This window comes from Pantoea sp. JK (assembly GCF_026130245.1).
Lineage (GTDB): Bacteria > Pseudomonadota > Gammaproteobacteria > Enterobacterales > Enterobacteriaceae > Pantoea > Pantoea trifolii.
Genome location: NZ_JAINFN010000009.1, coordinates 113,061 through 138,647, shown reverse-complemented (window position 1 = coordinate 138,647; position 25,587 = coordinate 113,061). Strand labels below are relative to the sequence as shown.

Annotated in this window: 29 protein-coding genes; 7 read left to right on the top strand and 22 right to left on the bottom strand. The window is 55.2% G+C overall.

The annotated features are described in order from the left end of the window. Positions 1-248 precede the first annotated feature (248 nt). The 6 genes from PanJK_RS18835 to PanJK_RS18810 all read right to left on the bottom strand — a co-directional run bounded on the left by PanJK_RS18835 (position 249) and on the right by PanJK_RS18810 (position 5,647). On the bottom strand, positions 249-1,025 hold the full coding sequence (locus PanJK_RS18835; RefSeq protein WP_265301961.1) for an ABC transporter ATP-binding protein: 777 nt from the start codon (positions 1,023-1,025) through the stop codon (positions 249-251). Beyond that, positions 1,022-1,708 (bottom strand): ABC transporter permease, encoded by a 687-nt coding sequence (locus PanJK_RS18830; RefSeq protein WP_061719022.1) that lies wholly within the window; start codon positions 1,706-1,708, stop codon positions 1,022-1,024. The genes PanJK_RS18835 and PanJK_RS18830 overlap by 4 nt, the downstream gene beginning before the upstream one ends. A 9-nt stretch (positions 1,709-1,717) precedes the next feature. Continuing rightward, positions 1,718-2,437, bottom strand: a complete 720-nt coding sequence (locus tag PanJK_RS18825; RefSeq protein WP_008109228.1) for an ABC transporter permease — start codon at positions 2,435-2,437, stop codon at positions 1,718-1,720. A gap of 12 nt (positions 2,438-2,449) precedes the next feature. Beyond that, positions 2,450-3,298 (bottom strand): transporter substrate-binding domain-containing protein, encoded by an 849-nt coding sequence (locus PanJK_RS18820; protein WP_305961345.1) that lies wholly within the window; start codon positions 3,296-3,298, stop codon positions 2,450-2,452. Positions 3,299-3,319: 21 nt separating this feature from the next. After that, positions 3,320-4,507 (bottom strand): M20 metallopeptidase family protein, encoded by a 1,188-nt coding sequence (locus PanJK_RS18815; protein ID WP_265301957.1) that lies wholly within the window; start codon positions 4,505-4,507, stop codon positions 3,320-3,322. A 249-nt stretch (positions 4,508-4,756) separates the two neighbouring features. Then, positions 4,757-5,647, bottom strand: coding sequence for a LysR substrate-binding domain-containing protein (locus PanJK_RS18810; RefSeq protein WP_265301955.1), 891 nt, complete (start codon positions 5,645-5,647; stop codon positions 4,757-4,759). A 105-nt stretch (positions 5,648-5,752) separates the two neighbouring features. On the opposite strand from PanJK_RS18810, the gene PanJK_RS18805 reads away from it, so the two are divergent. Next, positions 5,753-6,457 carry an SDR family oxidoreductase gene (locus tag PanJK_RS18805; protein WP_256699166.1) on the top strand — a complete coding sequence of 235 codons (705 nt, stop codon included), beginning with the start codon at positions 5,753-5,755 and terminating at the stop codon, positions 6,455-6,457. Between the two features lie 340 nt (positions 6,458-6,797). On the opposite strand, the gene PanJK_RS18800 is transcribed toward PanJK_RS18805, so the two are convergent. Continuing rightward, complete coding sequence (locus PanJK_RS18800; protein WP_265301953.1) at positions 6,798-7,730, bottom strand: AraC family transcriptional regulator; 933 nt, start codon at positions 7,728-7,730, stop codon at positions 6,798-6,800. Positions 7,731-7,889: 159 nt separating this feature from the next. On the opposite strand from PanJK_RS18800, the gene PanJK_RS18795 reads away from it, so the two are divergent. Beyond that, positions 7,890-8,621 carry an SDR family oxidoreductase gene (locus tag PanJK_RS18795; protein ID WP_265301952.1) on the top strand — a complete coding sequence of 244 codons (732 nt, stop codon included), beginning with the start codon at positions 7,890-7,892 and terminating at the stop codon, positions 8,619-8,621. Positions 8,622-8,666: 45 nt separating this feature from the next. Here the strand turns inward: PanJK_RS18795 and PanJK_RS18790 are convergent, their stop codons facing one another. From PanJK_RS18790 to PanJK_RS18780, 3 genes are read right to left on the bottom strand one after another with little or no spacing between them, the layout of a single operon-like run. After that, the gene (locus PanJK_RS18790) at positions 8,667-9,353 is read right to left on the bottom strand and encodes a DJ-1/PfpI family protein (RefSeq protein WP_265301950.1); all 687 of its coding nucleotides are present in this window, start codon (positions 9,351-9,353) and stop codon (positions 8,667-8,669) included. Positions 9,354-9,404: 51 nt separating this feature from the next. Beyond that, the gene (gene corA / locus PanJK_RS18785) at positions 9,405-10,373 is read right to left on the bottom strand and encodes a magnesium/cobalt transporter CorA (protein ID WP_265302195.1); all 969 of its coding nucleotides are present in this window, start codon (positions 10,371-10,373) and stop codon (positions 9,405-9,407) included. Positions 10,374-10,416: 43 nt separating this feature from the next. Next, positions 10,417-10,887 (bottom strand): GNAT family N-acetyltransferase, encoded by a 471-nt coding sequence (locus PanJK_RS18780; protein ID WP_256699073.1) that lies wholly within the window; start codon positions 10,885-10,887, stop codon positions 10,417-10,419. A 93-nt stretch (positions 10,888-10,980) separates the two neighbouring features. On the opposite strand from PanJK_RS18780, the gene PanJK_RS18775 reads away from it, so the two are divergent. Continuing rightward, complete coding sequence (locus tag PanJK_RS18775; protein ID WP_265301947.1) at positions 10,981-11,523, top strand: GNAT family N-acetyltransferase; 543 nt, start codon at positions 10,981-10,983, stop codon at positions 11,521-11,523. Here the strand turns inward: PanJK_RS18775 and PanJK_RS18770 are convergent. Both PanJK_RS18770 and PanJK_RS18765 read right to left on the bottom strand, forming a co-directional pair. Then, on the bottom strand, positions 11,505-11,825 hold the full coding sequence (locus PanJK_RS18770; protein WP_008109204.1) for an AzlD domain-containing protein: 321 nt from the start codon (positions 11,823-11,825) through the stop codon (positions 11,505-11,507). The two genes, PanJK_RS18775 and PanJK_RS18770, sit on opposite strands and share 19 nt — an antisense overlap. Next, on the bottom strand, positions 11,815-12,489 hold the full coding sequence (locus tag PanJK_RS18765; protein WP_008109202.1) for an AzlC family ABC transporter permease: 675 nt from the start codon (positions 12,487-12,489) through the stop codon (positions 11,815-11,817). Before PanJK_RS18765 ends, PanJK_RS18770 begins: the two co-directional genes overlap by 11 nt. Positions 12,490-12,591: 102 nt before the next feature. Between PanJK_RS18765 and PanJK_RS18760 the strand changes: the two genes are divergently transcribed. Beyond that, positions 12,592-13,140: a helix-turn-helix domain-containing protein gene (locus tag PanJK_RS18760; protein ID WP_061719009.1), complete on the top strand. Its 549-nt coding sequence runs from the start codon at positions 12,592-12,594 to the stop codon at positions 13,138-13,140. Between the two features lie 140 nt (positions 13,141-13,280). After that, positions 13,281-13,802, top strand: coding sequence for a GNAT family N-acetyltransferase (locus tag PanJK_RS18755; RefSeq protein WP_265301941.1), 522 nt, complete (start codon positions 13,281-13,283; stop codon positions 13,800-13,802). Here the strand turns inward: PanJK_RS18755 and PanJK_RS18750 are convergent. From PanJK_RS18750 to PanJK_RS18735, 4 genes are read right to left on the bottom strand one after another with little or no spacing between them, the layout of a single operon-like run. After that, positions 13,799-15,202: an ABC transporter ATP-binding protein gene (locus PanJK_RS18750; RefSeq protein ID WP_265301939.1), complete on the bottom strand. Its 1,404-nt coding sequence runs from the start codon at positions 15,200-15,202 to the stop codon at positions 13,799-13,801. The two genes, PanJK_RS18755 and PanJK_RS18750, sit on opposite strands and share 4 nt — an antisense overlap. Continuing rightward, positions 15,199-15,984: an ABC transporter permease gene (locus PanJK_RS18745; RefSeq protein ID WP_265301937.1), complete on the bottom strand. Its 786-nt coding sequence runs from the start codon at positions 15,982-15,984 to the stop codon at positions 15,199-15,201. Before PanJK_RS18745 ends, PanJK_RS18750 begins: the two co-directional genes overlap by 4 nt. Continuing rightward, entirely contained in the window at positions 15,981-16,916 is a 936-nt protein-coding gene (locus PanJK_RS18740) for an ABC transporter permease (protein WP_265302193.1), read from the bottom strand. Before PanJK_RS18740 ends, PanJK_RS18745 begins: the two co-directional genes overlap by 4 nt. Positions 16,917-16,918: 2 nt before the next feature. Beyond that, entirely contained in the window at positions 16,919-18,445 is a 1,527-nt protein-coding gene (locus tag PanJK_RS18735) for an ABC transporter substrate-binding protein (RefSeq protein WP_321161865.1), read from the bottom strand. Positions 18,446-18,612: 167 nt separating this feature from the next. Between PanJK_RS18735 and PanJK_RS18730 the strand changes: the two genes are divergently transcribed. Continuing rightward, a complete protein-coding gene (locus PanJK_RS18730) occupies positions 18,613-18,798 on the top strand; it encodes a tautomerase family protein (protein WP_007886101.1) in 186 nt (61 codons plus the stop codon). A gap of 41 nt (positions 18,799-18,839) precedes the next feature. On the opposite strand, the gene PanJK_RS18725 is transcribed toward PanJK_RS18730, so the two are convergent. Together PanJK_RS18725 and PanJK_RS18720 are read right to left on the bottom strand one after the other, a co-directional pair. Beyond that, the gene (locus PanJK_RS18725) at positions 18,840-19,157 is read right to left on the bottom strand and encodes a helix-turn-helix domain-containing protein (RefSeq protein WP_256699067.1); all 318 of its coding nucleotides are present in this window, start codon (positions 19,155-19,157) and stop codon (positions 18,840-18,842) included. Further along, the gene (locus tag PanJK_RS18720) at positions 19,111-19,533 is read right to left on the bottom strand and encodes a type II toxin-antitoxin system RelE/ParE family toxin (RefSeq protein WP_265302191.1); all 423 of its coding nucleotides are present in this window, start codon (positions 19,531-19,533) and stop codon (positions 19,111-19,113) included. Before PanJK_RS18720 ends, PanJK_RS18725 begins: the two co-directional genes overlap by 47 nt. 162 nt (positions 19,534-19,695) lie before the next feature. Between PanJK_RS18720 and PanJK_RS18715 the strand changes: the two genes are divergently transcribed. Next, complete coding sequence (locus PanJK_RS18715) at positions 19,696-20,436, top strand: GntR family transcriptional regulator (RefSeq protein WP_265301932.1); 741 nt, start codon at positions 19,696-19,698, stop codon at positions 20,434-20,436. Here PanJK_RS18715 and PanJK_RS18710 read toward each other — a convergent pair. From PanJK_RS18710 to PanJK_RS18695, 4 genes are all read right to left on the bottom strand, one after another. Further along, the gene (locus PanJK_RS18710; RefSeq protein ID WP_256699065.1) at positions 20,423-21,403 is read right to left on the bottom strand and encodes a PfkB family carbohydrate kinase; all 981 of its coding nucleotides are present in this window, start codon (positions 21,401-21,403) and stop codon (positions 20,423-20,425) included. The two genes, PanJK_RS18715 and PanJK_RS18710, sit on opposite strands and share 14 nt — an antisense overlap. Next, positions 21,390-22,412 (bottom strand): ADP-ribosylglycohydrolase family protein, encoded by a 1,023-nt coding sequence (locus tag PanJK_RS18705; protein WP_265302189.1) that lies wholly within the window; start codon positions 22,410-22,412, stop codon positions 21,390-21,392. The genes PanJK_RS18710 and PanJK_RS18705 overlap by 14 nt, the downstream gene beginning before the upstream one ends. A gap of 17 nt (positions 22,413-22,429) precedes the next feature. After that, positions 22,430-23,704, bottom strand: coding sequence for a nucleoside permease (locus PanJK_RS18700; protein ID WP_265301929.1), 1,275 nt, complete (start codon positions 23,702-23,704; stop codon positions 22,430-22,432). Positions 23,705-23,885: 181 nt separating this feature from the next. Then, positions 23,886-25,262: an aldehyde dehydrogenase family protein gene (locus tag PanJK_RS18695; protein ID WP_265301927.1), complete on the bottom strand. Its 1,377-nt coding sequence runs from the start codon at positions 25,260-25,262 to the stop codon at positions 23,886-23,888. Between the last annotated feature and the right edge of the window lie 325 nt (positions 25,263-25,587).

The following is a 25,587-nucleotide window of genomic DNA, read 5'->3' as shown; positions in this document are numbered from 1 at the left end:
TTATGCAGTAAAGAAGTACTCCAGCAAAGGAGGCCTGACTAAAGTCAAACGTTGTAACCCGCGCCGTATTGGGATTCAACGACTTTTCCCGGTCGGCTCGTGTTTTCAGAAGTGTGCCTGACGCGCGGTCGCTGCGATTCGGACCACCAAATACGACAGCACTGGCTTTGATTACGAGGAAATTAATGGAAAACATGAGGTGCACCAGCTCGCTCATGGAGCTGGTGCAAACAGAAAGGAAGCTGTTATTAACTATTCCGATTTAAGTGACTACTCACAAATGCGCGACAGCGTGCTGAAAGCGGATCGCTGAAAACTTGCTGTGGCGAACCGGCTTCTTCAATCTTGCCCTGATGCAGAAACACCGCTTTGTTCGAGACATCGCGCGCGAAGCCCATTTCATGCGTAACGATGATCATGGTGCGTCCCTCTTCTGCCAGACTGCGAATCACGCGTAACACTTCGCCCACCAGCTCGGGGTCAAGCGCTGACGTCGGCTCATCAAACAGAATCGCCTTCGGCTGCTGCGCCAGCGCACGGGCGATCGCCACGCGCTGTTGCTGACCACCCGAAAGCTGCGAAGGCCACGCGTTACGCTTCTCGTACAGACCCACTTTTTGCAGCAGCGCTTCGGCCTCTTCAATCGCCTCTTTGCTACTGCGCTTCTGCACATGAATCGGCGCTTCGATGATGTTCTGCAATACGGTTTTATGCGGCCACAGATTGAAGCTCTGAAAGACAAAACCGAGTTGCATGCGCATCAGCTTGATACGACGCTGCTGCTCGCGGCTGAGCTTCTCGTCGGGATTATCGATAGTGACCACTTCGTCACCCACCGCAATTTCCCCGCCCTGCGGCACTTCCAGGAACGGAATGCAGCGCAACAAGGTACTTTTGCCTGAGCCACTGGCACCGATCAGCGAAATCACGTCGCCATCCTGCGCCGTCAGGCTGATATCGTGCAGCACTTCGTGCCCGCTATAACTTTTTCTGAGATGACTCAGGGCGATAGTGGGTTTACTCATGGACGTGCTCCAACGTGATAAGGGGACAAACGGCGCTCCAGCAGCGCTACCGCTTTACTCACCAGCACGGTCAGTAGCAGATAGATAATCGCCGCGCTGATAAACACCTCCAGCGCGCGGAAAGTTTCAGAGACAATGGAATCAGCAATGCCGGTCATCTCCATCAAGCTGATGGTGCTGACCAGCGAGGTCGATTTGATCATCGAGATAATTTCATTGCTGTAAGCCGGCAATGCCTGGCGCACCGCCAGCGGCAGCGTGATGCGACGCAGCGTGGTGAAGCGCGACATGCCGCTCACTTTGGCCGCTTCCAGCGACTGCACGCTCACCGCGTTGAGCCCGCCGCGCAGAATCTCCGAGGTGTAAGCCGCATCGTTAAGAATTAATGCAATCAAACCGCACCAGTAAGGATCGCGCAGCAGCGGCCACAGCACGCTTTCGCGCACCGCTGGTAAGCTGCCGAGGCCGTAATAGATCATGAAGATCTGAATCAGCAACGGCGTGCCGCGAAATACCCAGACGTAGAAACGGGTAACGTAGCTGCCGAAGCGATTCTGGCGCAGCAGATTGAGCAGCAGCGCCAGCACGCCGCCACCCAACAACGACAACAGCGCCAGATTGAGCGTCAGCGGCAGGCCGCGCAGCAACGCAGCTAAGGTGTGCTGCAGAAAAGTGACATCCATCGTGGCTCCTTACAACCGCGCGCGTTGTTGCCCGCGCATGGCCACTTTTTCCACATAGCGGAAAACAAAATCGGAACAGGTGGTGATGATCAGGTAGATCACCGCGCCAACGCTGTAGAAGAAGAACGGCATTTGTGTCGAGTTCGAGGCGGTGGAGATCTGGTTCATGGTTTCCACTAAGCCAGTGACCGAAACCAGCGCCGACTCTTTGATTACCGATTGCCACTGATTGCCCATGCCCGGCAGCGCAGTTTTCAACGCTTGCGGCACAATCATGCGGCGGAACAGCATCAAACGGCCCATGCCGGTTACCGTTGCGGCTTCCAGCGTGCCTTTTGGGATCGCATAGAACGCACCGCGGAACACGCTGCTTTGATAAGCGCCGGAGATCAGGCCGATGGCAATCGCACCGGCGACAAAGCCGTTCACATCAAACGGTCCTTGTAGGCCAAGACTTTCCCCAACAAACGACACCACCTGACGCCCACCAAAATAGAACAGGTAGATCACCAGCAGCTCCGGCACACCACGAAACAGCGTGATGTAACCGTTGGCGAGGCGCTGCTGCCAGCGCCCGCCACCAATCTGCATCCAACACAACAGGCTGCCGAGAATTGCGCCCAGCAGCCATGCACATAATGAAACGGTGACGGTCACCGTGGCAGCGTTAAGCAACACGCCGCCCCAACCTTCGTCACCAAAACCTAAGATTTGCCAATCAATAGCCATAAGCGCCTGGAATTACTCTTTAGGTGCGACGTTTTCGCCGAACCATTTTTCAGACAGCTGCTTCAGCGTGCCATCTTTGATCATTGAATTTAACGCGTTATCCAGCGCCGCCTTCAGCTCAGGATTGTTTTTCTGAATCGCGATAGCGGAACCCTGGCCCAACACGCCGCCCGAGAAACCGTAACCGGTGCTATTAACGGTATCCGCATGCTTTTTCACATAGGCATTCAGGTTGGTGCGTGACGCCATTACCGCATCAACACGGCCGTTCAGCAGATCGGCGAAGGTTTCCGGGCCAGCCTGATACGTGCGAATCGTTGCCACATCCGCCAGATATTTGTTGAGGAAATCCGCCTGAATGGTGGCAACCTGCACCGCAATGGTTTTGCCTTTGAATTTGGCTTTCAAAGCATCGATAGATTTGGTCATAGCCGCTTCGTCATCCGCCAGCACCACTTCGCCATTGCCTGGCAAGGTATCAACTGCGCTGCCTTTCAGAGTCACGAATCCTGAAACACTCACGGTGTACTGGCGAGAGAAATCCACCACTTCTTCACGCTTCGGCGTGACGGTCACGGCATCGATCACCGCGTCATATTTGCCATCGACTAAACCCGGAATCATACCGGACCATTTCTGCGCCACGATTTCGTATTTGAAACCAGCACGTTTAGCGATTTCAGCCACCATATCCGGCTCATAACCGACGATTTTGCCGTTCGGCGTGGATTGGTTAAATGGCGGATAAGCAGCTTCAGTGGCGAATTTCAGCGTGCCAAAATCTTTTGCCTGCACCAGAGCGGAAGAGGCAAGCAGCAGCATGCCCATAGAAGCGGTAAACAGTCCTTTACGCATCATCAGAAAACCTCGAAGTTCGTTATTTTAAGAGAGTAAATCAATGGCTAAACGGGCTAATGCCTGCGTGCCGGCATGGATACTGCGCTCGTCGGGTTGGTAATCCGAATTGTGCAGATGGTCGTCGCGCCCCGGCGCGCCGGATCCGATGTGGATCTGGCAGCCTGGCGCGCGCTCGGTAAACAGCGAGAAATCTTCAGCACCAAAACTGGCGCTCGGTTTGGCGACAATCACCTTACTAAACTGATGCGATAAAATCGGTTCCAGCGCATCAATCAGCGCATCGTCGTTCATCAACGGCGGTACGCCGCGCTGATAATTGACCTCAACGCGCACATTCAGCGACAGCGCGACGCCCGCGCAGATACGTTTGAACGCCTCTTCGATATGCACACGCGCCGCCGGTGATTTGGCGCGCACCGTGCCCTGAATAAGGCAGCTATCGGAAATGATGTTGTGCGTGCTGCCGCCATGAATGTGCCCGATGGTCAGCACTGCCGAGTTGGCGGGATCGAGCTCGCGCGAAATAATGGTTTGCAGCTGGCTGACCAGGTTCACGGCGGCAATGATCGGATCGGTTCCCATGTGCGGACGGGCGGCATGCGTTGATTTACCGTGCACCACCACATCAAACTCGTCGCTGGAGGCGGTGCTGGCACCGCGCGTTAAGCCAATTTCCCCGGCGGCCAGTTCCGGTTTATTGTGCAGCGTAATGGCAAGATCGACGCCGTCTGCCGCGCCATCGGCGATCATCGCTTCGGCACCGCTATCGGGCGTCTCTTCCGCTGGCTGAAAAATCAAACGCAAGGTGCCATGCAATTGCGCGCGATAGTGCGGCACAATCGCCGCCACGCCGAGCATCGTCGCGGTGTGAATATCGTGGCCGCAGGCGTGCATTTTGCCAGGATATTGGCTGCTGAAAGATAAACCGGTTTGTTCATGGATTGGCAATGCATCCATGTCCGCGCGTAACAGCACGGTTTTACCGGGATGCGCGCCGACAATCTCAACCATCACGCCGGTTCTGCCGACGCCGGTTTTCGGCGTCAAACCCAGGCGCAGCAGCTCCTGCTCAACGATGTGCGCAGTGCGAATGGTGTCGAAACCCAGCTCCGGATACGCGTGAATGTCACGGCGGATGGCGATGAGATGCGCCTGCATGCTTTCACTTTTGGCGCTGATGTCCCTGGCTAAAACATCTTTATGGTCGGTCATAGGCAATGATCTTTTTCAGGCGCGAGCCTGGCCTTTATGGCATTTTTATTAAAATTGACTCCGTATTTATTCACAGCACCCGACAGAATGCAACGCGCAATCCGTTGCTTTACTTGCTGAATTTTCGCAATATTTTGCTAATTCACTGCCTTAACAGGATAAAACCCCACGCCTGCATCATTAAGCAGTTATAACATTCATGATCCCGTGCGGATCATCAGTTTTATTGATATCGTTATTGAACAATAATCAGCTGCTAACCTGCGCTAAAAGCCAATCGCGCACCGCCATCACTGGCGCTTGCTCGCGCCGACGGCGCGGCCACACCAGATACCAACCGGCATCCATGGTCATTTGCTGCGGAAACGCAGGCACCAAACGTCCGCTGGCCAGATCGTTCTGCACGAAATGCGGGCTGGTGAGCGCAATGCCCTGCCCGCTGATCGCCGCTTCCAATGCCAGCGCGGTTTGATTGAAACGCAGGTGATGCTGATGATGTAGCGATACTTGCGGGAAGTTAAACGCGAGAAACGCAGGCCAAAGATGATGACCATCGTGCAGCAAGGCGTAGCGCAGACAGTTGTCGCTGTCGGCCGGATTTCCCAGCTCGGCAAGCAGCGCCGGACTCACTACCGCTAATACCGTTTGGCTAAACAGTAAAGTGGCATCCAGACCCGCGCCAAATGGCGGCCTGCCGTAGCGCACCGCTAAATCGACGCCTTCATGATGAAACTGCACCAGCCGCTCAGACGCCAACACGCGCAGATCGATATCCGGCCACGCGGCGGTAAAACCCGGTAAGCGCGGCAGCATCCAGCGGCTGGCAAAGGTGGGCGTTACGCTCAATGTTAAGCGATTCGGTTCCGGACGCAGCGTGCGCGTGGCTTCATCGATCAGTTCAAATGCCTGACGAATACTCACCGCATAACCTGCACCCGCGCCGGTCAGCGCCAGCGTGCGCGGCAATCGATCGAACAATTTCAGCCCAAGGCTGGCTTCCAGACCGCGAATTTGCTGCGCCACCGCGCCCTGCGTCACGCCTAACTCTTCCGCCGCCAGGCGAAAATTAAGATGCCGCGTCACGGCTTCAAACACTTTCAATGCATTGAGCGGCGGCAACTCGTTAAATCCCTGACTCATCCTGTAGTTTTCCTATCGTCAATTGGCAAACAGACTGACTCTCTGCTGCTGAAATTACCTTTTATACTGGATTTAATCGATTTTTAATTAACAGGAAGATCAATGATGACAGTAGAAAAAGTCGCAGTAATCGTCGCAGGCGGCAGCGGCATGGGTGCAGCAGCAGCGGAAAAACTGGCAAGTGACGGCTTTAAAGTGGCGATTCTCTCTTCATCCGGCAAAGGTGAAGCGCTGGCGGAGCGGCTGGGCGGTTTAGGCGTGACCGGTTCTAATCAGTCGATTGCAGATCTGCAGAAGCTGGTGGATCAAACGCTGGCGCGTTGGGGCCGCATTGATGTGCTGGTGAACAGCGCCGGTCATGGTCCGCGTGCGCCGATTCTGGAATTAACCGACGAGCAGTGGCAGCTCGGCATGGAAACCTACTTTTTGAATGTGGTGCGCGCCACGCGCCTGGTCACGCCAACCATGCAGAAACAGGGCGGCGGCAGCATTATCAATATCTCCTCGGCGTGGACGTTTGAGCCAACCGATATGTTCCCGACCTCAGCGGTGTTCCGTGCCGGGCTGGCATCCTTCACCAAAATCTTCGCCGATACTTACGCGGCCGATAACATTCGCATCAACAATGTGCTGCCTGGCTGGATCGATAGCTTGCCGAAAACCAATGAACGTCGCGACAGCGTGCCATTACAACGCTACGGCACGTCTGCAGAAGTGGCAGCAACCATCGCCTTCCTGGCATCGCCTGGTGCGGCCTATATTACCGCCCAGAATATTCGCGTTGACGGCGGCGTGACGCGCAACGTGTAATGAGAAAAATATCTGGATGTCGCCGTGAATAGCCTCCTGACTTTCACGGCTTTTTATTTTATTACCGATTATTTATCAAGCAAAAAACAAGACTGGTCTTGTCGATTTTACCCCTCAAAAAAAGTCAGAATATTCTTATTCGCTGACAGAATTTTCCTGCTTCAGCTCGCTTACTTACTTTTATGAACATTTTGATTTGAGGTCGCTATGCAATCGGTTCTACGTGCTCGTATGTCTACTCTTTTCACCGCACAACGCCATCAGGTTTGGCAACTGATGTTTACCGGCTGTGCTGCCTTCTGGATTTTATTAGTGGTTGCCATCATGAGCATTTGCTAAGTTAATGCGCCTGCAATCGGCCGGACAGCTGCTCCGGCGGTAACAACTCAAACGCCCGCTTCATCTCCCGCGCTTCTTCTGCCGGACTGCGACCAAACATCCGTTTGAACTCACGATTAAACTGCGAATCACTCTCATAGCCGACACGCGCTGCTGCGCCAGCGGCGGTGAGATTGTCGCGGATCATCATTAAACGCGCCTGATGCAAGCGCAGCGATTTTAGATATTGAATCGGCGAGGTCTGCGTCACCGTTTTAAAATGCAGATGGAAACGCGGCACGCTCATGCCGGCTTCATTCGCCAGATGCGGCACATCCAGCGGCTGACGCCAGTCGGCATGAATGCGCTGCAAAGCTCGCGCGATACGACCAAAATGGCCTTGATAGGTTAACGCCGCACGCACCGCGCCGCCCTGCTCGCCCATCAATACGCGAAAACAGATCTCTTCGACGCGCGCCGGTCCCAACACTTTGGCTTCAAGGGGATCGCTCAACGTTTCCAGTAAACGTAGCGTGCTCTCCGCCAGCGTTTCGTTGATCGGTGTGGAGATGATGCCCGCCGGTGCAGCGGTTACCGTTGTATCACTGCTGGCCAGTTGTGCCACCAGCCGCGCCACCATGGCAACATCCAGACGAATAGCGATGCCCAGCAGCGGCTCTTCTGATGTGGCTTCCGTCTCAGCAGAAAATGGCAGCGGCACCGACAACACCAGATAATGTTGCGCGTCGTAGCGATACATTTTGTCGGCGAGGAAAGCGCGTTTCGATCCCTGGCAAATAATAATGATGCTCGGCTCATACAATACCGGCGTGCGCGCCCACTGCCGATCGGCGCGCATAAAGCGCACGCTATCGAGCAGCGATTCGGTATAGCCCTCCTGGCGCGCCAGCTGACTGAGTAAAGCGCAGGTGCGCTGTTGCACGGTGTGCGGCATGAATAATTTCCTCAGAGAGATTCAGGCAAAGCATAGCGGTGTAAATCGTGATTGCACAATGTGCCCGAGAGAATCAGGCAAAGATGCGCCACAATTCGGTCTGTTGCGCACTGCGTGATTTATCAACAATAGCCTCGTCAACTCAACGAGGAATGCATCATGAATACAGTTAAGAAAGTGATTATTTTGACGGGTGCCAGCAGCGGCATTGGCGAAAGCATTGCACGTCATCTGGCGCAACAAGGCCATCAGCTGGTGCTCGGCGCACGCCGTACCGGTCGTCTGCAGGCGTTATGTGATGAATTGCGTTTTGGCGGCGCGAGCGTGGATTACCTCGCCACCGACGTCACCCAGCGCGCCGACACACAGCAGCTGGCCGATTTTGCACTGGAGAAATATGGCCGTATTGATGTGATGATCAACAATGCGGGCGTAATGCCGCTGTCACCGATGATCTCAATGAAAGTCGATGAATGGGATTTGATGCTCGACGTCAACATTCGCGGCGTGCTGTATGGCATTGCTGCGGTGCTGCCGACCATGCAAGCGCAGCAATATGGTCACATTATCAATATCGCCTCAATTGGCGCACTGACCGTTTCGCCAACCGCCGCCGTATATTGCGCCACCAAGTTCGCCGTACGCGCGATTTCCGATGGCCTGCGTCAGGAGTCGCAGCATCTGCGGGTTACGGTGATCAATCCCGGCGTGGTGGAATCTGAACTGGCGGATATCATCAGCGATAGCACCGCGCGTGACGCGATGAAGAGCTATCGCCAGATTGCGCTCAAGCCGGAAGCGATTGCCAAAGCGGTGAGTTGGGCCATCGATCAGCCTGGCGAGGTGGATACCAGTGAAATCACCGTGCGCCCTACTGCCAGCGCACATTAAGCGGTAAAACCTGTGGCGATTTCAGGCTGAAATCGCCAGTTTTTCTCAATCACGCTTGAGCCGCGCTGCGGCCCTTTCGGTCGCTGCACGTCGGCGTGCAATAAAATCCTGCATCTGGATTTTTGCCTCCGCCAACCGTTCCGGCGACGCGCTGCGTGGCGAACCGGAATGGAGTTGCGGCGCCGGATCGTACTCCATCTGCAGCTGGATATTTTCTGCTGTTTCACGTCCAAGCAGCTCTTCTGCCACGGTTAAAGCGAAATCAATGCCCGAGGTGACACCCGCGCCAGTGATGCGGTTGCGATCGCGCACCACACGTTCCGCTACCGGCGTAGCACCGAGCAGGCTTAGCTGATCAAGCGAACCCCAATGTGACGTCGCGCGATATCCCTGCAATAAACCCGCTGCACCTAACACCAGCGAACCGGTACATACCGAAGTCATCCACTTGGCGTTTTCCGCCATGTGACGCACGAAATCCAGCGTTTCGTCATCCTCCATCAGCGCAATTTGTCCGGGACCGCCGGGAATGCAAATCAGATCGAGTTGGGGGCAATCGTCAAAGGTCACCGTTGGTACGATTGCCAGACCGCGATCTGACATCACCGGCTGGCGATCTTTCCAAATCAGATAGTTGTTAACGTTGGGCATGCGGGCAAACACTTCCCACGGACCGGTGAGATCAAGTTGCGTGAGATTGGGGAACAGCAGCAGACCAATATTAAAGGACATCTTTCACTCCGGGTTGCAGGAAGTTGTGCAAAAAATGCAGGTAATAAACTTTTATAGCCAACCGGCCTTTTTCAGTCGCCTCCACATCACGCAGCAGATAACGATGGTTACGCCCACCACTGCGGGATAACCAAAGTGGGTGTGCAGCTCCGGCATATCGGGGAAGTTCATGCCGTACATGCTGAAAATGATGGTCGGCACAATCAGGATCGCACCCCAACCAGCGAGCTTTTTATTCACTTCGCTTTGCTGCACTGATACCAGCGCCAGATTGACCTGCATCGCGCTGGTGAGCATTTCACGCATATCTTCCGCATCGATCATCACGTGATGCGCGTGATCCTGCACGTCACGCAGATAGGCACGCAGATTTTTAGGAATGATATCTTCGTGGAAGCGCACCAGCTGCTGGCAGATTTCGGTCACCGGCAGCGCCGCGTTACGCAGCGCCAGCAGTTCACGACGCAGATGATAAACGTTCTGCAGCGCGTCGCTGTCGAAACGTGTGGTGAACATGCCCTGTTCCAACCGACTAATGCGATCGTTGAGGGATTCGGTGATTTTACTGTAGTTATCAACGATGAAATCAAGGATGCAGTAGAGCGCATAACCCGGTCCTTCACACAGTAGCGCGTGGTTCTTTTCGGCTTTGGTGCGGATGTCTGCATAGCCTTCCGAAGAACCGTGACGCACAGTGATCAGGAAGTTTTTGCCGAGGAAGAAGTGGGTTTCTCCGAAAGTGATGCGCTGCTGCTCATCCATGTGGGCGGTTTTCACCACGATAAACACCGAATCGCCGTACTGCTCGATCTTCGGTCGCTGATGCGCCACCAGCGCATCCTCAATCGCCAGTTCATGCAGGCTGAATTCCTGCTGCAGCGTCTGCATAAAAGCCGGTTCGGGTTGGTACAAACCCATCCAGACGAAGGATTTCTCTTCTTTTAATACTTCACTGATATCGGCGATATCGACATGTTCTTCGCGCTCGCCGTGGCGATAGGCTACGCAGTTAATTACCATATTCGCGCTGTCCATGTTGTTTGCACTGTTTGTCATTTTAGCCTTAAAGTTCGCGAATCATTTCGACGCAGGGAAGATCGGCTTGCGCCAGCGCCGAGGGATAAAGCGCCTCTCGCACTACACGAAAACCGTGGCGCTGATAGAAGCTACTGGCGTTGGGGGTGGCGGCGAGCGTCAGCTGATTAAAACCACGCTGACGCGCTTCATCGATAATTGCCTGCATTATCGCGCTGGCATACCCTTTGCCATTGCAGGTGGGCAACGTAAAGATCGCTTCAACGCTGCCGCTGTGCAAATCGAGAAAACCGGTCGCGGCGACGCCATATTCAGCGTCGTCGACCACATAAAAGGGATTGCTTTTTACCGCCTCGAAATAACCGTGCGGCAACGCATCGGGCGTCCATGCGCTGATCACATCTGCTGGATAAGCGTCCTGGCAACCGTGGCGAATGGCAAGGTTGCGAATACGCCACAGCGTGGCCGTTTCATCACAGCGGGCTAAACGCGGTTTCATACGTTTTCCTCTATGCTAGTAATCCGTGGAGTATCACAGTAACAAAACTCATCAGGAAGATAACGCCGATTCCGGCTACAAAAGGTTACGACAATGCAGCTCACTTCATCACGTTTGTTTCTTCGTCCGGTTGAACCCACCGATGTTCAGCGCCTGTTTGCCATCTATGGCGATCCGGATACCAATATGTTCAATCCGGCGGGTCCGTTTCCCGATGTAGCCTTTGCAGAGGAGGTATTAACTCGCTGGCTGGCGCACTGGCAATCCTTTCCCTTCGGTAACTGGGCGATTTGCCTGCGGGAACAGCCGGATGAGGTTATAGGATTTGGTGGTTTATCAGTGCGCGAGTTTGCTGGCAAGCCTGTCAATAATCTTGGCTATCGTCTGGCGAAAGAGGCGTGGGGAAAAGGTTTCGCCACCGAGTTTGCACGAAGGGTTGTCGCTTATGGCTTCGATGAATGCCAGCTTCCGGTGATTGATGCGGCGGTGCGTCAGGATCATATTGCATCACAGCAGGTACTGGAAAAGGCGGGACTGCGCTGTTACGGCCAGGTTCACGATGTTCCGGGCGCGCCCGCCAGTTTGGTATATGAATTACGCGCGCAAACCTGGCGCGATCAGGGCACGCCGAAGTAGCGTAGCAACGCGGTCATTAGCGCAGCACCGATAATTACCAGAATCAACGGTGTGCGCCGCCAGGCCAAAAATACTGCAAACAGCACGCCAGCGATGCGCGCTACGCCAGCGAAGTGCGTGCCTTCAAACAGCGCGGTGGTTACGGCTACCGCTAGCAACAAAACGGTGGCGGCATCAGACAGCATGTTGCGCGCGCGATCCGACATCTGCATACGGCTGCCAAGGCGATAACCGGCGAAGCGGATCGCATAAGTGCCTACCGCCAGCAGCGCGATACCGCCAATGATCAGATTATTTTGCATTTTTACGCTCCCGCCAGCTCAGTAATCCCAGCAATGAAAACAGCACCGGCATGCCCGCTGGCACAAACGGCGTCGCCAGCACAGAGAGCGCGGTGCCAAGCGTAGCGGGGATCAGCGTGCGACGCTGACGCAGCGCCGGGAAAATCAGGGCAATCAGGATCGCCGGGAACACCGCATCTAAACCAATGGCCGAGACATCGGGAATAAAGCGGCCGATCACCGCACCGCCAATCACCGACAGCGGCCAGATGGTAAAAATGCCCAAACCGCAAATCCAGTACGCGGCGCGACGCTGCGCCAGTTTTGGCTGAGAAATACCAAACACCACGCTTTCATCATTCATGATGTGGCACCCCAACAGACTGCGGCTGCCTTTGCCCACCAGATCTTTCACCGCAATACCAAACGGCAAATGCCGCGCGTTAACCAACAACCCAGCCGCTGCTGCGGTCAATGGACTGCCGCCGCCCGCCACAATGCCGATAAACAGAAATTCCGACGCACCGGCCAGCACCAGGGTTGAGAGTGCAATGGGCACCCACAGCGGAAAACCTTCGGCCGCCGCCAGCGAACCGTAAGAAAGCCCGACAATACCGTCGGCCAGACAAACCAGGAATATGGCTTTTATTACTCCGCGATCAAGCGGCACTGCACCCAGACGCATCACAATTTGATCTTATATCGAACAGGAAAGCCGTTATAATGAACGCAGCAGAATTGTTTTACAAGACGAACAAATCGTTCGATATAAAGAACAGGAGAGGGTTTGACCACGCCAATTGATATTATTGCTGTCGGATTACTGCGCGAACGCCAGCGCGCAGGGCTTTCACTGACAGAAGTGGCTCGTCGCGCCGGGATCGCTAAATCTACGCTGTCGCAGCTCGAAGCGGGCAACGGCAATCCCAGCCTTGAAACGTTGTGGGCGCTGTGTGTGGCGTTGAATATTCCTTTCGCGCGTTTGATGGAGCCGGAAGTGAAGCGATTGCAGGTAATTCGCCGTGGCGAAGGCATGATCGTTTCAGCGGAGATGGCGGATTATCAGGCGGCCTTGCTGGCAAGTTGCCCGCCCGGCGGACGCCGCGATCTTTATCTGGTCACCAGCCAACCTGGCGCACCGCGCGACTCAAAACCGCATCCGCCGGGATCGGTGGAGCATGTGATCATCGCGCGTGGCCGTGCGCTGGTAGGGCCGCGCGATGCACCGGTCGAACTGCATCCAGGCGACTACATTTGTTATCCCGCCGACGAACCTCATGTGTTCGAGGCTTTGGAGGCGGATACCATGGCGGTGCAATTGTCGGAGCAGAATTGAGTTGTGGTTGTTCAGGTCGCCATCAATGGCGACTCTACGGCACAGAAGGTTAGCCATCAGAATTTCCTATTGTTAAATCCGATGATTCGCGTGCGGCGCGGTGGCATGCTGTGGTTTTCTCCGCTAAGAATCAGGAACATATGGACATTATTCCCGCCCGACCTCACCACGCCGCTGCCATCCAGAAAATCTACGCCTGGCATGTGCTGCACGGTACCGCGACTTTTGAAACCGAACCGCCTTCAACGAGCGAAATGCAGAATCGCGTGCAGGATGTGCAGCAGCGCGGCGGTTTTTGGCTGGTGGCGCAGGAGGATGATCAGGTGCTGGGCTACTGCTATCTGGCGCCGTATCGTCCGCGTTATGCCTATCGCTTTACGCTGGAGGATTCGATTTACCTCGATCAGCAGCAAACCGGCAGAGGCATTGGTCGCGCGCTGTTACACAAAGCCATTGCGCTAGCGGAAGCGGCGGGATTTCGCCAAATCATCGCGATTATTGGCGATAGCGAGAATACAGGATCGCTTGGCCTACACCGGGCGCTCGGGTTTGAGCACACCGGTGTAATGAAATCGGTGGGATTCAAACATGGCCGCTGGCTCGACACCGTGGTGATGCAGCGTTCACTCGGCCACGGTGATAGCCAGCCGCCAGAGCGTTAAGCGACCTCCTCCATCGCGATCACCCGATGCGTGCCCTTTTCCAGCAGATCGCGATCGTGGCTTACCAGCAATACCGCGCACTGTTGTTCGCGCGCCAGCGAGGTGATGAGCTGGATGGTTTGCTGCTGCACCAGTGGATCAAGACGCGATGTGGGTTCATCGGCAAACAGAAATATCGGATCAAGCAGCATCACGCGTAACAGCGAGAAGCGCTGCAGCTCGCCGCCCGACAGCGAATCGGGCCGACGCGTCAGCAGTTCCGGCGCCAGCGCCAGTTGCTCCATCAGCGCATCCCGCCGCGTGGAGGCAATGTGATGACGGCGCAACACATCGTCGAGGCTTTGTGCCAGCGTGCGGGTCGGTGGAAACAGCGCTGACGGATCCTGATAAATCTTCTGGTATTTCAGCGCATCGACCGCCGCATGGCGCGTAATCTTGCCTTGCTGCGGCGTTAACAGACCGAGCAGCACATCTCCAAAGCTGCTTTTGCCGCTGCCGCTGGCACCGTGTAATCCCACGATTTCCCCGGCGTGCAGCGTGAAGTTTTGCGGCACGCCGAGCGGTTTGCCGCCGCGCTGTATGCGAATGCCCTCAGCACTCACCACCACTTTGCTGCCAACAATAGTTTGTTGCCGTGCAGGCCAGGCGGCGGGATCGGCGGCAAGTAATTCACGCGTGTACCGCTGCTGCGGCGCATGTAGCACCTGTTCCGCCCTGCCCTGCTCGATCACCTTGCCTTTATGCATCACGATAACCTCACCGCCCAACTGACGGGCCAGCGCGATGTCGTGGGTGATGGTGAGCAGTGTGCCGCCGTCGGCCACTTCCCGGCGCAGCAAAGCCGCGACCTCATCGCGACGCGCCACATCCAGCCCTTTAGTTGGCTCATCGGCAATCAGTATCTCCGCGCCGCCTGCCCGTGCGGCGGCAAACGCGGCACGTTGCGCCATCCCACCGGAGAGTTGCCACGGAAAACGCGGCGTCGCGTCCTGTAAACCAAGCTGCTGTAAATCGCGACGCGCGGCGATTAAGCTGGCAGCTTTCGCTTGTCCACGTACATAACGATAGCCTTCTGCAACCTGCTGCTGCACTGACATGGTGGGATCCAGCGATAGCCACGGCTCCTGCGGCAGCGACGCTAACGTGCGGCCCCATAATTCGCGCAGCAATCCGGCATCCTGCGGCAGGGCAAAACGTTGATCGTTGATGATCAGCGTGCCGTTGGCCTGCAATTCATCGGGCAAAATGCCCATGATCGCTTGCGCCAGCAGGCTTTTTCCTGAACCGGTTTCCCCCAGCAAGGTCAGCGGTTGGCCGGGCTGCAAGGTGAAATCAACCGGTTCCACCAGCGTGGCGCTGGCGGTTGTGACGCTGATGCCAATAACCTGTAATCCTTTCATTTGCTCTCCTTTTTCATCAACAGATTCAGGCTGATCAACAGCAGAAACAGCGCGATTACCGGCTGCATTAACAGCCACGGGGCTTCCCAGGCGAACGGCAGCAGTTCGGTCATCATCAATCCCAGTTCTGGCGTAGGCGGACGAACACCGACGCTGATAAACCCGAGCGCCGATACCGCCATGATGGCGCTGCTGAACGCGAACAGTGTCAACGTAGTTAATACCGGCGCTAACGCGGGCCACAGATGACGTCGAAAACGGTAGAATGCCGAGAAACCGAGCAGTGTTGAGGCCTGTATGCCGGGTGCATGCACAATCGGACGCAAGGTTGCGCGCGTGACGCGGAAGAATTCCACCCACAGCACCAGCGAAATCCCCAGCCATAACATGCCGGGAGAATCCGGCGCAATCGCCGCTAACAGCAACACCAGCAGCAATCCTGGCAATGCCAGACACATGTCGCCGAGCATGCTGAGCAGACGATCAAGCCAGCCGCCATACAGCGCGCTAAATACGCCGGCCAGCACGCCCGCGAGCAGCGCGCTCATCACACATAATGCAGCGAGGCCAAGCGAAAGACGCAACGCGGCACTGAGGCGCGGCAGCATGTCGCGGCCCAGATGATCAAATCCGAGAAGATTGCCGCCGCTCGGCGCATGCAGCATCTGCAGCAGATCCTGTTCCAGCGGATCGCCGTGATGAATCAGGGGCAGCAGGAAGGCGAAGCCAAGCAGCACGCACAACAACAGCAGGCCAATAAGACGCGGGAAGGAAATGGTCATGCGCGTGCTCCTCGGGGATCAAGCAGATAACAACCCGCATCCACCAGCATATTCAGCAGCACGAACAGCAGTCCGAGCGTCATGGCGCTGGCCTGAATCACCGGCACATCGCGGGCAAAGATGGCATGCACCAGCGCGTGACCAATGCCGGGCCAGGCAAACAGCGTTTCCACCACCACCACGCCTTCCACCAGCCAGACAAACTGCATACCAAACCAGGTCAACACCGGCGATGCCAGATTACGCATGCCGTGACGACGCATTAGCGTTGTGGATGCTAACCCCTTCTGCGCGCCCCAGCGGTAATGGCCTGACGTGACCACCTGATAAGTCGCTTCACGCACTACGCGCACGCCCACTGCGGTGAGCGACAATGCCAGCGTTAACGATGGCAAGAGAAAATGACGCAGCTCGCCGTGCCCGGCGCTAGGCAGCCAGTCGAGTTGCAGCGCCAGTAACACAATTAGCAGCATGCCAAGCGCAAAATGCGGCACCGATTTCAGCAGCGCACTCAGCCAGAACAACGCGCGATCGAGCTTGCCATTGGCGTGACATCCCGCCCAAATGCCCAGCGGCAAAGTGAAGATAATCGTCAGTAACAGTGATGTTCCTGCCAGCGCCAGCGTTTGACTCAGCTGCCAGCGCAGTTCATCCATCACCGGTTCGCCGGACACCAGTGAACGACCAAAGTTGAACTGCAGCAGATCGAATAGCCAGTGCAGCAACGCGCTGCCCTGATGCAACGAGCCGCTCAGTTCCTGCTGCACCAGCGCCACCGCGTTGGCATCCACACGATCATATCCATAACGCCCGCTGGCAATGCGCCACGCCATGTCGCCGGGCAAGGCCTGCACCAGAAACCAGGTGAGTAAACCTACTGCCAACACCACGAAAGCCGCCTGTACCAGGCGCCAGCCAACAAGCTTGATCATCATCATTGCTCCCACTGCATTTGACGCAGACCAAAGTGGCGTTCAAACGGATCGAGCGTCACGTTTTTCAACTTGCTGTTGATCGCGGCCGATTGCTGATACCAGGCAATCGGGATAACCGGTAAATCCTGCTGTAAGGAGGCGGTGATCAGGTTACGCGCCTGCGCACGTTCGGCGGTATCGGTGGATTGCGTTAAGGTGTGCAACGCCGCGCTAAAACCGGCCGGATGCCAGTTCATCGCGCCCCAGTCGCCGCCCTTTTCCGCATAATCCTGCAGTAACGTGCCGGTTGGGTCAGGCGTGAGCGCAAAATTACGGGAAAACAGCGCCAGTTGCAGTCGATTGCTGTGATGCTGCGCTGGAATTTCGCTGGCGTTGGTGGAGTTGATCTTCACTTCAATACCGACTTTACGCAGCTGCTGCTGAATAACCATCGCCATCAGCGGCAGTTCGGGACGATCGGGGAACGTCAGCAGCGTCACGCTGAAGCGCTGGCCGTTGCGCGTTAACACGCCGTCCGCGCCCAGTGTCCAGCCCGTCGCTTGCAGCTGTTGTGCCGCCAGCTGCGGATTAAATTGCAGCGGTTGCAGTGCGCTGTTGTGCCATTCGCCCATATTCGGCGGGAATAACTGGCTGGCCGCGCCCGGATAACGCAGCACCGCCATCGCCAGCGCGTTACGATCAATCGCCATACTGATCGCAGCACGCACCGGCTGTTCAGCTAACAGCGGATCGCCCGCATTCAGTTTAAGCATCAGCGTGCGTGGCACTGGAATAGCAGGAAGTTGCAGCGATGGCTTGCGCGCCAAACGCTTACGGCTGGCGGCATCCAGGTTGAAGACGTAATCCGCGTCGCCGCTTTCTGCCAGCAGGGCACGGGTTTCTGCGCGTCCGGAAGAGAGATAGCTGGCGGCCGCAATTGCCGGCTTTTCGCCCCAGTAATCGTCAAACCGTTTTACCGCCAAAGATTGCGGTGGCTGGAACGACGTCAGCATAAACGGCCCGCTGCCGATGATGCGGGTAATGTTGCCCTGCGCATCCCAACTGGCCAATGCCAGAATCTGAGAACGGCTCTCTGCTAACACCGAAAGCAGTGGCGTAAAAGGTTCGCGCAAGGTGATAGTGACGCGCTGCCCTTCCCCCCTGATAGCGGCAATCGGCGTTTTATCCAGCAGACCCGCTTTGCTGCGCGCGGTGTTGAGAGATTTTACCACTGCGGCTGCATCCAGTGGCGATCCATCATGGAAACGCACGTTGGGACGCAAATTCAATTGCCATTGCAAACCATCTGCCGATACCTGCCAGCTTTGCGCCAGCGCCGGAATGGGCTCGGCCCTTTCGTTCACTTCCACCAGCGTTTCCACCACATCCATACGCAACAAAATGTCGCCGGAGAGCGCCGGATCGGTGCCTTTAATTTCAAACGGTGCCGCAATGCGCACCGGTTTATCCTGATGTTCAGCCGCCATTGAGGCGTAAGAAGCCAGGCCTAACGCCGAAGCGATAAGCAAATTTTTCATTGATTTCATTATGATTTCCGACTGAATCCGCTACATATTAAACGAGTTAATTACGTTATAACATAACAATACACATTTCAACACAGATTGCCGGCAAACATAGGTGATTGACGCTGCACGCAGGGCGTTGGCTGCGGTATGCTGAAAACTTACGTTTACTTTCAGGAGCAGCAAAGATGCCAGAAATTGTTGTGTATGCAGCGGAAGGTCGCACGGTTGAGCAGAAGAAAAAGTTGTTGAGAGCCGTCACCGCAGCGGTGGCCGATTCGTTTGAGATCGACGCTAATTCGGTGACAGTTTCCATTATCGAAACGCCAAAACATCATAAGTCGAAAGGCGGCGTGCCGTTTGATGAGCGCTGAGTCGGGTATATGCATAAAAGCCCCAATGGGGCTTTTATTGTTTAGAGGATAAAGACGGCCGGCCCTTTATCTTCAATCGTGTTGAGAATGCGTAATGCCGCTTTATTTGGCTTGCTTTCGTTGCGCTCCCATTTGGATACGCTTTCCACAGACATTCCGGTGGTTAACGCCAGGGCAGCTTGCGACATATTCCAGCGCAGTCGCACCGCTTTAATTTCTATGCCACTCATCGTACGCACTGGAGGAATGTTACGTGCTTCTATGGCAGCATTAATTTCGGCAACTGTTTCATCTTGCACTGCGCCAAGCTGGTTATAGCGTTGCGCCATGCTCTGAATTTTTTTTAAACGTCCAGTCATTACAGGTTACCTCAATTAACTCTTTTGCTTTAATTAACGCCTCGATTAGCTCGTCTGGCATAGCAATAAAATCTCGCGCGATGCTGCAATATGCATCAATTTCATCGTCTTCTAACTCTTTACCTTTCTTCTTCGAAAGCTGGCTTTTTAAATACATATCAAAGAAGTAAAGATTTTTCCCATCATTGAAAAATACTATGCAGCGCGCACCATCAGAAGCACCGACGCCTGGTAAACCGACTCGCTTCTTATAAGTAAATCGGCCCAGGCAATCACCATGAAGTCCCGCGAAAATGGACATCGCTGCCTTGCACAAAATTTTATCGCTGATGCGTGCTCTTAAACGCTCTTCCTGAAATTCTGGCGTAAGATAAATCCCCCATGGTCGCTTCCTTGCCTCTTTTTAACCCGTAAGCATTACTATAGTCTTGCTTACGGGCTAGGTCAATTTTCATGCATTTGCTGGCGTATCCCAATAGCCTAAAACTCAGTATCATAGACGTTCTGCCGCTTACCAGAATGAGTGAACCCGCCCGCTATGACCGATCAAACTGCACTATTTTCGCGGCTGACTTCTACCCTTGCCGATGAAAGCCGCACGCCGCTGTACAAACGCTTTGCCACTGCCATTAAAGATGCGGTGCGCGATGGCGTGTTAGTGCATGAAGAGATCCTGCCAAGTGAGCGTGACTTCAGCCAGTCACTGAGCATTTCGCGTATCACCGTGCGTAAAGCCATGGATGCGCTGGAAAAAGAGGGCGTGGTGTTGCGTTCTCGTGGCTACGGCACGCAGATCTGCAGCCAGTTTGAGTATTCGCTTAAAGAACCGAAAGGCTTGTCGCAACAAGCGGTATTGCGCGGTAAAAAGCCCGACACCGTGTGGATTAACAAAAGCAAAATCCATTGCGACGCAGAAATCGCCGAAAAGCTCGGGTTGAGTAAAGGCAGCGAGGTTTATTTACTGAAGCGTATTCGCTATGTCGATCAGCAAGCGGTGTCGGTAGAAGAATCCTGGGTGCCGGCGCGCTATATCGCCGATGCAGACGAGATTGGGATTTCGCTGTACGATTATTTCCATCAGCAGCAAATTCTGCCGGTTAAGTCACAAAGCAGAGTAAGTGCTCGCATGCCAGATGAGGCGCTCCAGCTGCAGATCGCCCTACCCGACAACGTGCCTGTTTTGGTGATCAAGCAGCTGGCGTTAGATGCGCAGGGCAATCCGCTGGAGTACAGCATTAGCTACTGTCGTAGCGATATGTATGTGTTTATTGCGGAGTAAGGCGCTGCTGCCAATAAGCCGTTAATGTGGCGCGATCGGGCGCGCAATCCCCGCCGCGCTGTGACACCACATAAGACGCCACCGCATTGCCCAGCGCAACGCTTTCACCCAGCAACCAACCCGACGCCAATCCCGCCAATAATCCGCCCGCGTGGCTGTCGCCTGCGCCGATGGTATCGACCACTTTTGTCGGCAATGCCGGTATCCAACCTTGCGTATTCGCGTCAACGAAGCCGGCACCTTCGCTATCGAGTCGCACTACCATCGCGCCACCAAAGCGCTGCTGCCAGCGCGACATTAACTGATGTGCATCAAAGGGTTCTGTTTGATTCAAACGTTCATGCCACAGCAGTTCGGCTTCCTGTCTGTTCACTGTAATCAGTGGACGGCGCGCCATAATGCGTTCAAACTGCGCATCGCCGATATCCGCCAGACGTGGACCGAAATCCACTAACAATTGATACGGCTGGCTTTGCTGCTCCAGCCAGTCGATCATCACATCACCGCTTTTGCTGGTGAGCTGATAGCCGGAAAGGTAGATCCAGCGATTAGCCGGCTGCGGCAGCGTATCGAGCAGTGCTGCATCCCACTGATTTTCAACGCCGCTCACTGACAGAAATGTGCGCTCGCCATCGGGTTCCACCAACGCTAAACACCAGCCGTTATCGCCCTTCGCGGTTTCCAGCACGCTGTGAATGCCATATTCCGTCAACTTCTGCCGCACAATGCTCGCCCAGGTGCCGTTACCGAGCGGTAGCGCGTTGATGGACGGGATGCCAAGCCGGTGCAGCGCAATCGCCACGTTCAGCGCACAGCCGCCCACGTTGACACCCTGCTGGTGGAGCTCAACATCGCTGCCACGATGTGGCAACGAGTAAGCATCAGCAATCACATCCACCACCGCCGCACCAATCACGCACACCGGCAGACGGCCTTCGAGTCTCTGCAGATCATCAGGCGTCAGCATAAGCGGCCTCGCGCTGCTGGCGGAAACGCGTAAATGCGGCGCTGTAGCGGGTGAAATCCAGCGCGTTAGCGGCATCCAGCTCGGCTTTCAGGGCAACATCAATACTGTCGATGCCATGCAGCGCACCGCAAATCGCCACCGCCATCGCGCCGATGGTATCGGTATCGCCGCCGAGGTTAGCGCAAAGGATCGCGCAGCGATTCGGATCGGTTTCAGCTAATTGCACCATCGCAATCGCCGCCGGTACCGATTCAATGGTGCTGGTGCCGGTGCCAACCAGATCGTAAATCTGCTGCATCGTAGATTCCACGCCCCTGCCCTGCACGACAACGCTCAACGCCAGTTCGAGGCGTGCCGCCATTGATGCGCTAAAGGTGGTAACACGCATCTCCTGCGCCGCGCGTGCAATCGTAGGCAGTTCATCGCGGATCGTTGTCCAGCTGGCACCATCAATAGCACGCGAAACCGCCCACGCGATCACCGTCGCGCCGGAAATCGCGACATCCGATTTGTGCGTTGGGCTCGACGCCAGTGCGACGGCATCAATGAAAGCGGATAAATCGCGTGCTGGCAGTAGACAGCCGAGCGGGGACACGCGCATTGCTGCGCCGTTGGTCATGCCGTTATTTTCCAGCTGCGACACCGGCGTCCCTGCTTTCATCGCGTTGAGCGCGATTTTTGAAGTCGGTCCAAGTACGTTCTTGTTAAAGGCATCAAACGACTCGGCCCAGTGCAAAATATTTGCGCCGATGGTTTCCGCGTTGATCTCACCATCGTGAGAGACGATCGCATCAGCCAATGCCAGCGCCATGGACGTGTCATCGGTAAAGGCCGCCCGGCCAAAGTAGCAGGCGGCATTGTTTTCAGCCGGACCAGGCAGGAAGCGATCGATCCAGCCGAAGTGCTGCTTCACGCGCGATCGTGGCCACAATTCCGATGGCATGCCCATCGCATCGCCCAGCGCCTGGCCGTAAAACGCGCCTAAAATCCGTTTTTCTTGCGTTGTCATCGTCATGGTGAAATCCCTTATTTATGGCTGTCAGCAGTTGCTGAATTATCGAAAGCGGTAAGCTCATCGCTGCGTTTTTTACCGTCGCGGAACAGGACGATAAAGGCGATGGTGATCATTACGATCATCACGCTGCCAAACATCCACATGCCGGCCCAGTTGAAAGTCTGGCCGTTGCGGGGTTGGTCGTAGGCAAACATTTCCTGCATCAGATAGCCGCCCAGGCGGTAACCGAGCAGGCTACCGATGCCCTGACAGGCGAGTGTGATCAGCCCTTGCGCGGCGTTACGGATTGCCACTGGCGCTTTCTTATCAACGTAGATGTAAGCAGTGATGAAGTAGAAATCGTAGCTGACGCCGTGCAGCAGAATGCCCATGAACAGCAAGCCGTACGTCAGCATGTTTTGATCGCCGCCGAACACAAAGAACACGTAGCGTAACGCGGCGGTAGTCAATCCCAGCAGCAGCACTTTACCGATGCCAAAGCGTTTAATGAAGAACGGCAGCGCCAGCAGGAAGAAGATTTCCGAAACCTGACCGAGCGTCATCCAGCCGGTGGCATGCGGCAAGCCGACTTCCGTCAGATAGCCTTCGGCAAAGATGTAGTAAAACGCCAGCGGCATGCTGAACAGGAAGGAGCAGACGAAGAAGACGAGGAAGCTGCGATCCTTCAGCAGATGCAGCGCATCCAGGCCAAGCGCGACGCGAAGGCTGAATTTGCCGGTGCTTTTCGGCTCGGTCGCGGGTAACGTCAGGGCAAAAATGCCGAGCAACAGCGAACTTGCCGCAGTGATCAATAACGGCACGTTGCTGGCTGAAATATCGCCATAGCCCAGCAGCGGCGGCAGGAAACCACAAACGATGCCGGAGGCAATCCAGCCAAGGGTCCCCATAACGCGAATGCGTGGGTAATCACGCTCCACATCCGCAACGTGCGAAAACGCGATGCTATTGGTTAAGGCAATGGTTGGCATGTAAGTGAGCGCATACAGCAACAACAGCGGGAAGAAGCCGCCGAAGTGGGTTTGCTGAGCTGCAAAGAACATCAGGATCGAGCCGATGATGGTGAGCAGTGACAACACTTTTTGCGCCTGAAAGAAGCGATCGGCCAGCGATCCGACAAGGATCGGCGACAGGATGGCGGCTATCGAGGTACAGGCGTAGCACCAGGCGATCTCAACTGGCGAGAAGCCGTTTTTGCTGAGAAATGCCCAGAGCGGTACAAACCATGCGCCCCAGATAAACCACTCAAGAAACATCATGAACGACAGTTTTGGGATTGTTGTTTTCATTTAAAAGGATTCCCCGGTGTAGGTGGAGGCAAATCTAACACCAGTAATAATACCTTTATAATACCAGTAGTGGTTTTTTTGAACTCGTCCACAACATTTTAACCGATGTGCAACGGTCTGAGGCGGGAGGTGATGGCATGAGGGATGGGAATGAGGGCGCGAATAATGCGCCCGATAATATTTAGCGGCGGTTTTTCCATACCGTCTGAATGTTGCAGAATTCGTGGACACCAAAGCTCGACAGTTCACGACCATAGCCGCTCTTCTTCACGCCACCAATCGCAACACGCGGATCTGACGCGCCATTGCCGTTGATAAACACCGCGCCGGTCTCCAGTTTTTCCGCCAGTTCGTTGGCCAGTGCTTCATTACCGCTCCACACTGTTGCACTCAGGCCGAACTCGCTGTCGTTAGCCAGATCAAGGGCATGTTGTGCATCACGAGCAACGGTAATCGCAGCGACCGGGCCAAAGATCTCCTGCTGGAAAGCAGTCATGGCATGTGTGACATCTGCGAGGATCGTTGGGGCGTAATAGTTGCCTGGGCCGTCGATCTTATGGCCGCCTAATACCAGACGGGCGCCCTCCTTAATGGTCTGCTGCACCTGATTATCCAGCTCATCACGCAGATCGTAACGTGCCATTGGGCCGATGTAAGTTTCTTCTGCTAAAGGATCGCCGATCTTCAATGCCTGTACCGCTGCGCTGAAACGCGCCTCAAACGCTTCTGCGACGCTTTCTTCAATGATGAAGCGCTTGGCTGCCATGCAGACCTGTCCGGTGTTCTGGTAGCGTCCTGTGACCGCTGAGGCCACTGCAGCATCAAGGTCTGCATCTGCCAGCACAATGAAAGGATCCGCGCCGCCCAGTTCCAGCACGGTTTTTTTCAATACTGCACCGGCTTGCGCTGCAATAGCTCCGCCTGCACGCACGCTGCCGGTTACCGCTACAGCGGCAATACGCGGATCTTTGATCGCGGCCGAAACGCCATCATTATCGACATTGATCACAGTGAAGCCGCCTTTAGGCAGATCGGTGGCATCAAACAGTGACGTCATCAGATTGGCGGATCCCATTACGCTTGGTGCATGTTTCAGCACATAGGTATTACCCGCCAGTAACATGCTGACTGCGCCGCGCAGAACCTGCCAATAAGGGAAGTTCCATGGCATTACTGCAAGGATGACGCCGAGCGGGCGAAACGACTGCCACGCTTGTTGGTTTTCCACCAGCGTGGGTTTGTCGGCAAGGATCGCCGGGCCGTGTTCGGCATACCAGTCACAGAGATTGGCGCATTTCAGTACTTCAGCACGTGCCTGAGCGATTGGCTTACCCATTTCCAGCGTCGCCATGGTTGCCAACTCATCTTGTCGTTGGCGAATCTGTTCTGCCAGTTGACGCAGTACTTTGACTCGCTGCGGCATTGCCGTATAGCGCCACTCTGCGAAGGCATCAGCACTTTGCTGCAATGCGGCTTCCAGTTCAGCTGCGCTTTGCAGCGGATAGGTTGCGATGATTTCGCCGGTAGTTGGGTTGCGGGAGATAACGTTGTCAGTCATGAAAGATGTCCTCGTCATAAGTGATGTGATGTTCAATGGTGCTCACCTTACGCCGTGTAAAGGTTTCTTAAAAATGAATAATAATGAGGAAGTTGTTCATTTAAGGAGAATTATCAGGATCTTGATCGCATAGAACTGATGATTTGGTGGGATCGAATAGGATGTTATCGCGATGCGGTTATTTTAAACGTTTTGCGTGTCGAAAGCCGCTTCAGTCCTGGCGTTATTAAGTTATACAGTGAATAGATCTTAAAGAAAGATCATATAGAGATCTTAAAGAGATCCTAAGAGATCCCCGATCGTCGCAGACCGCACCCCACAAGGG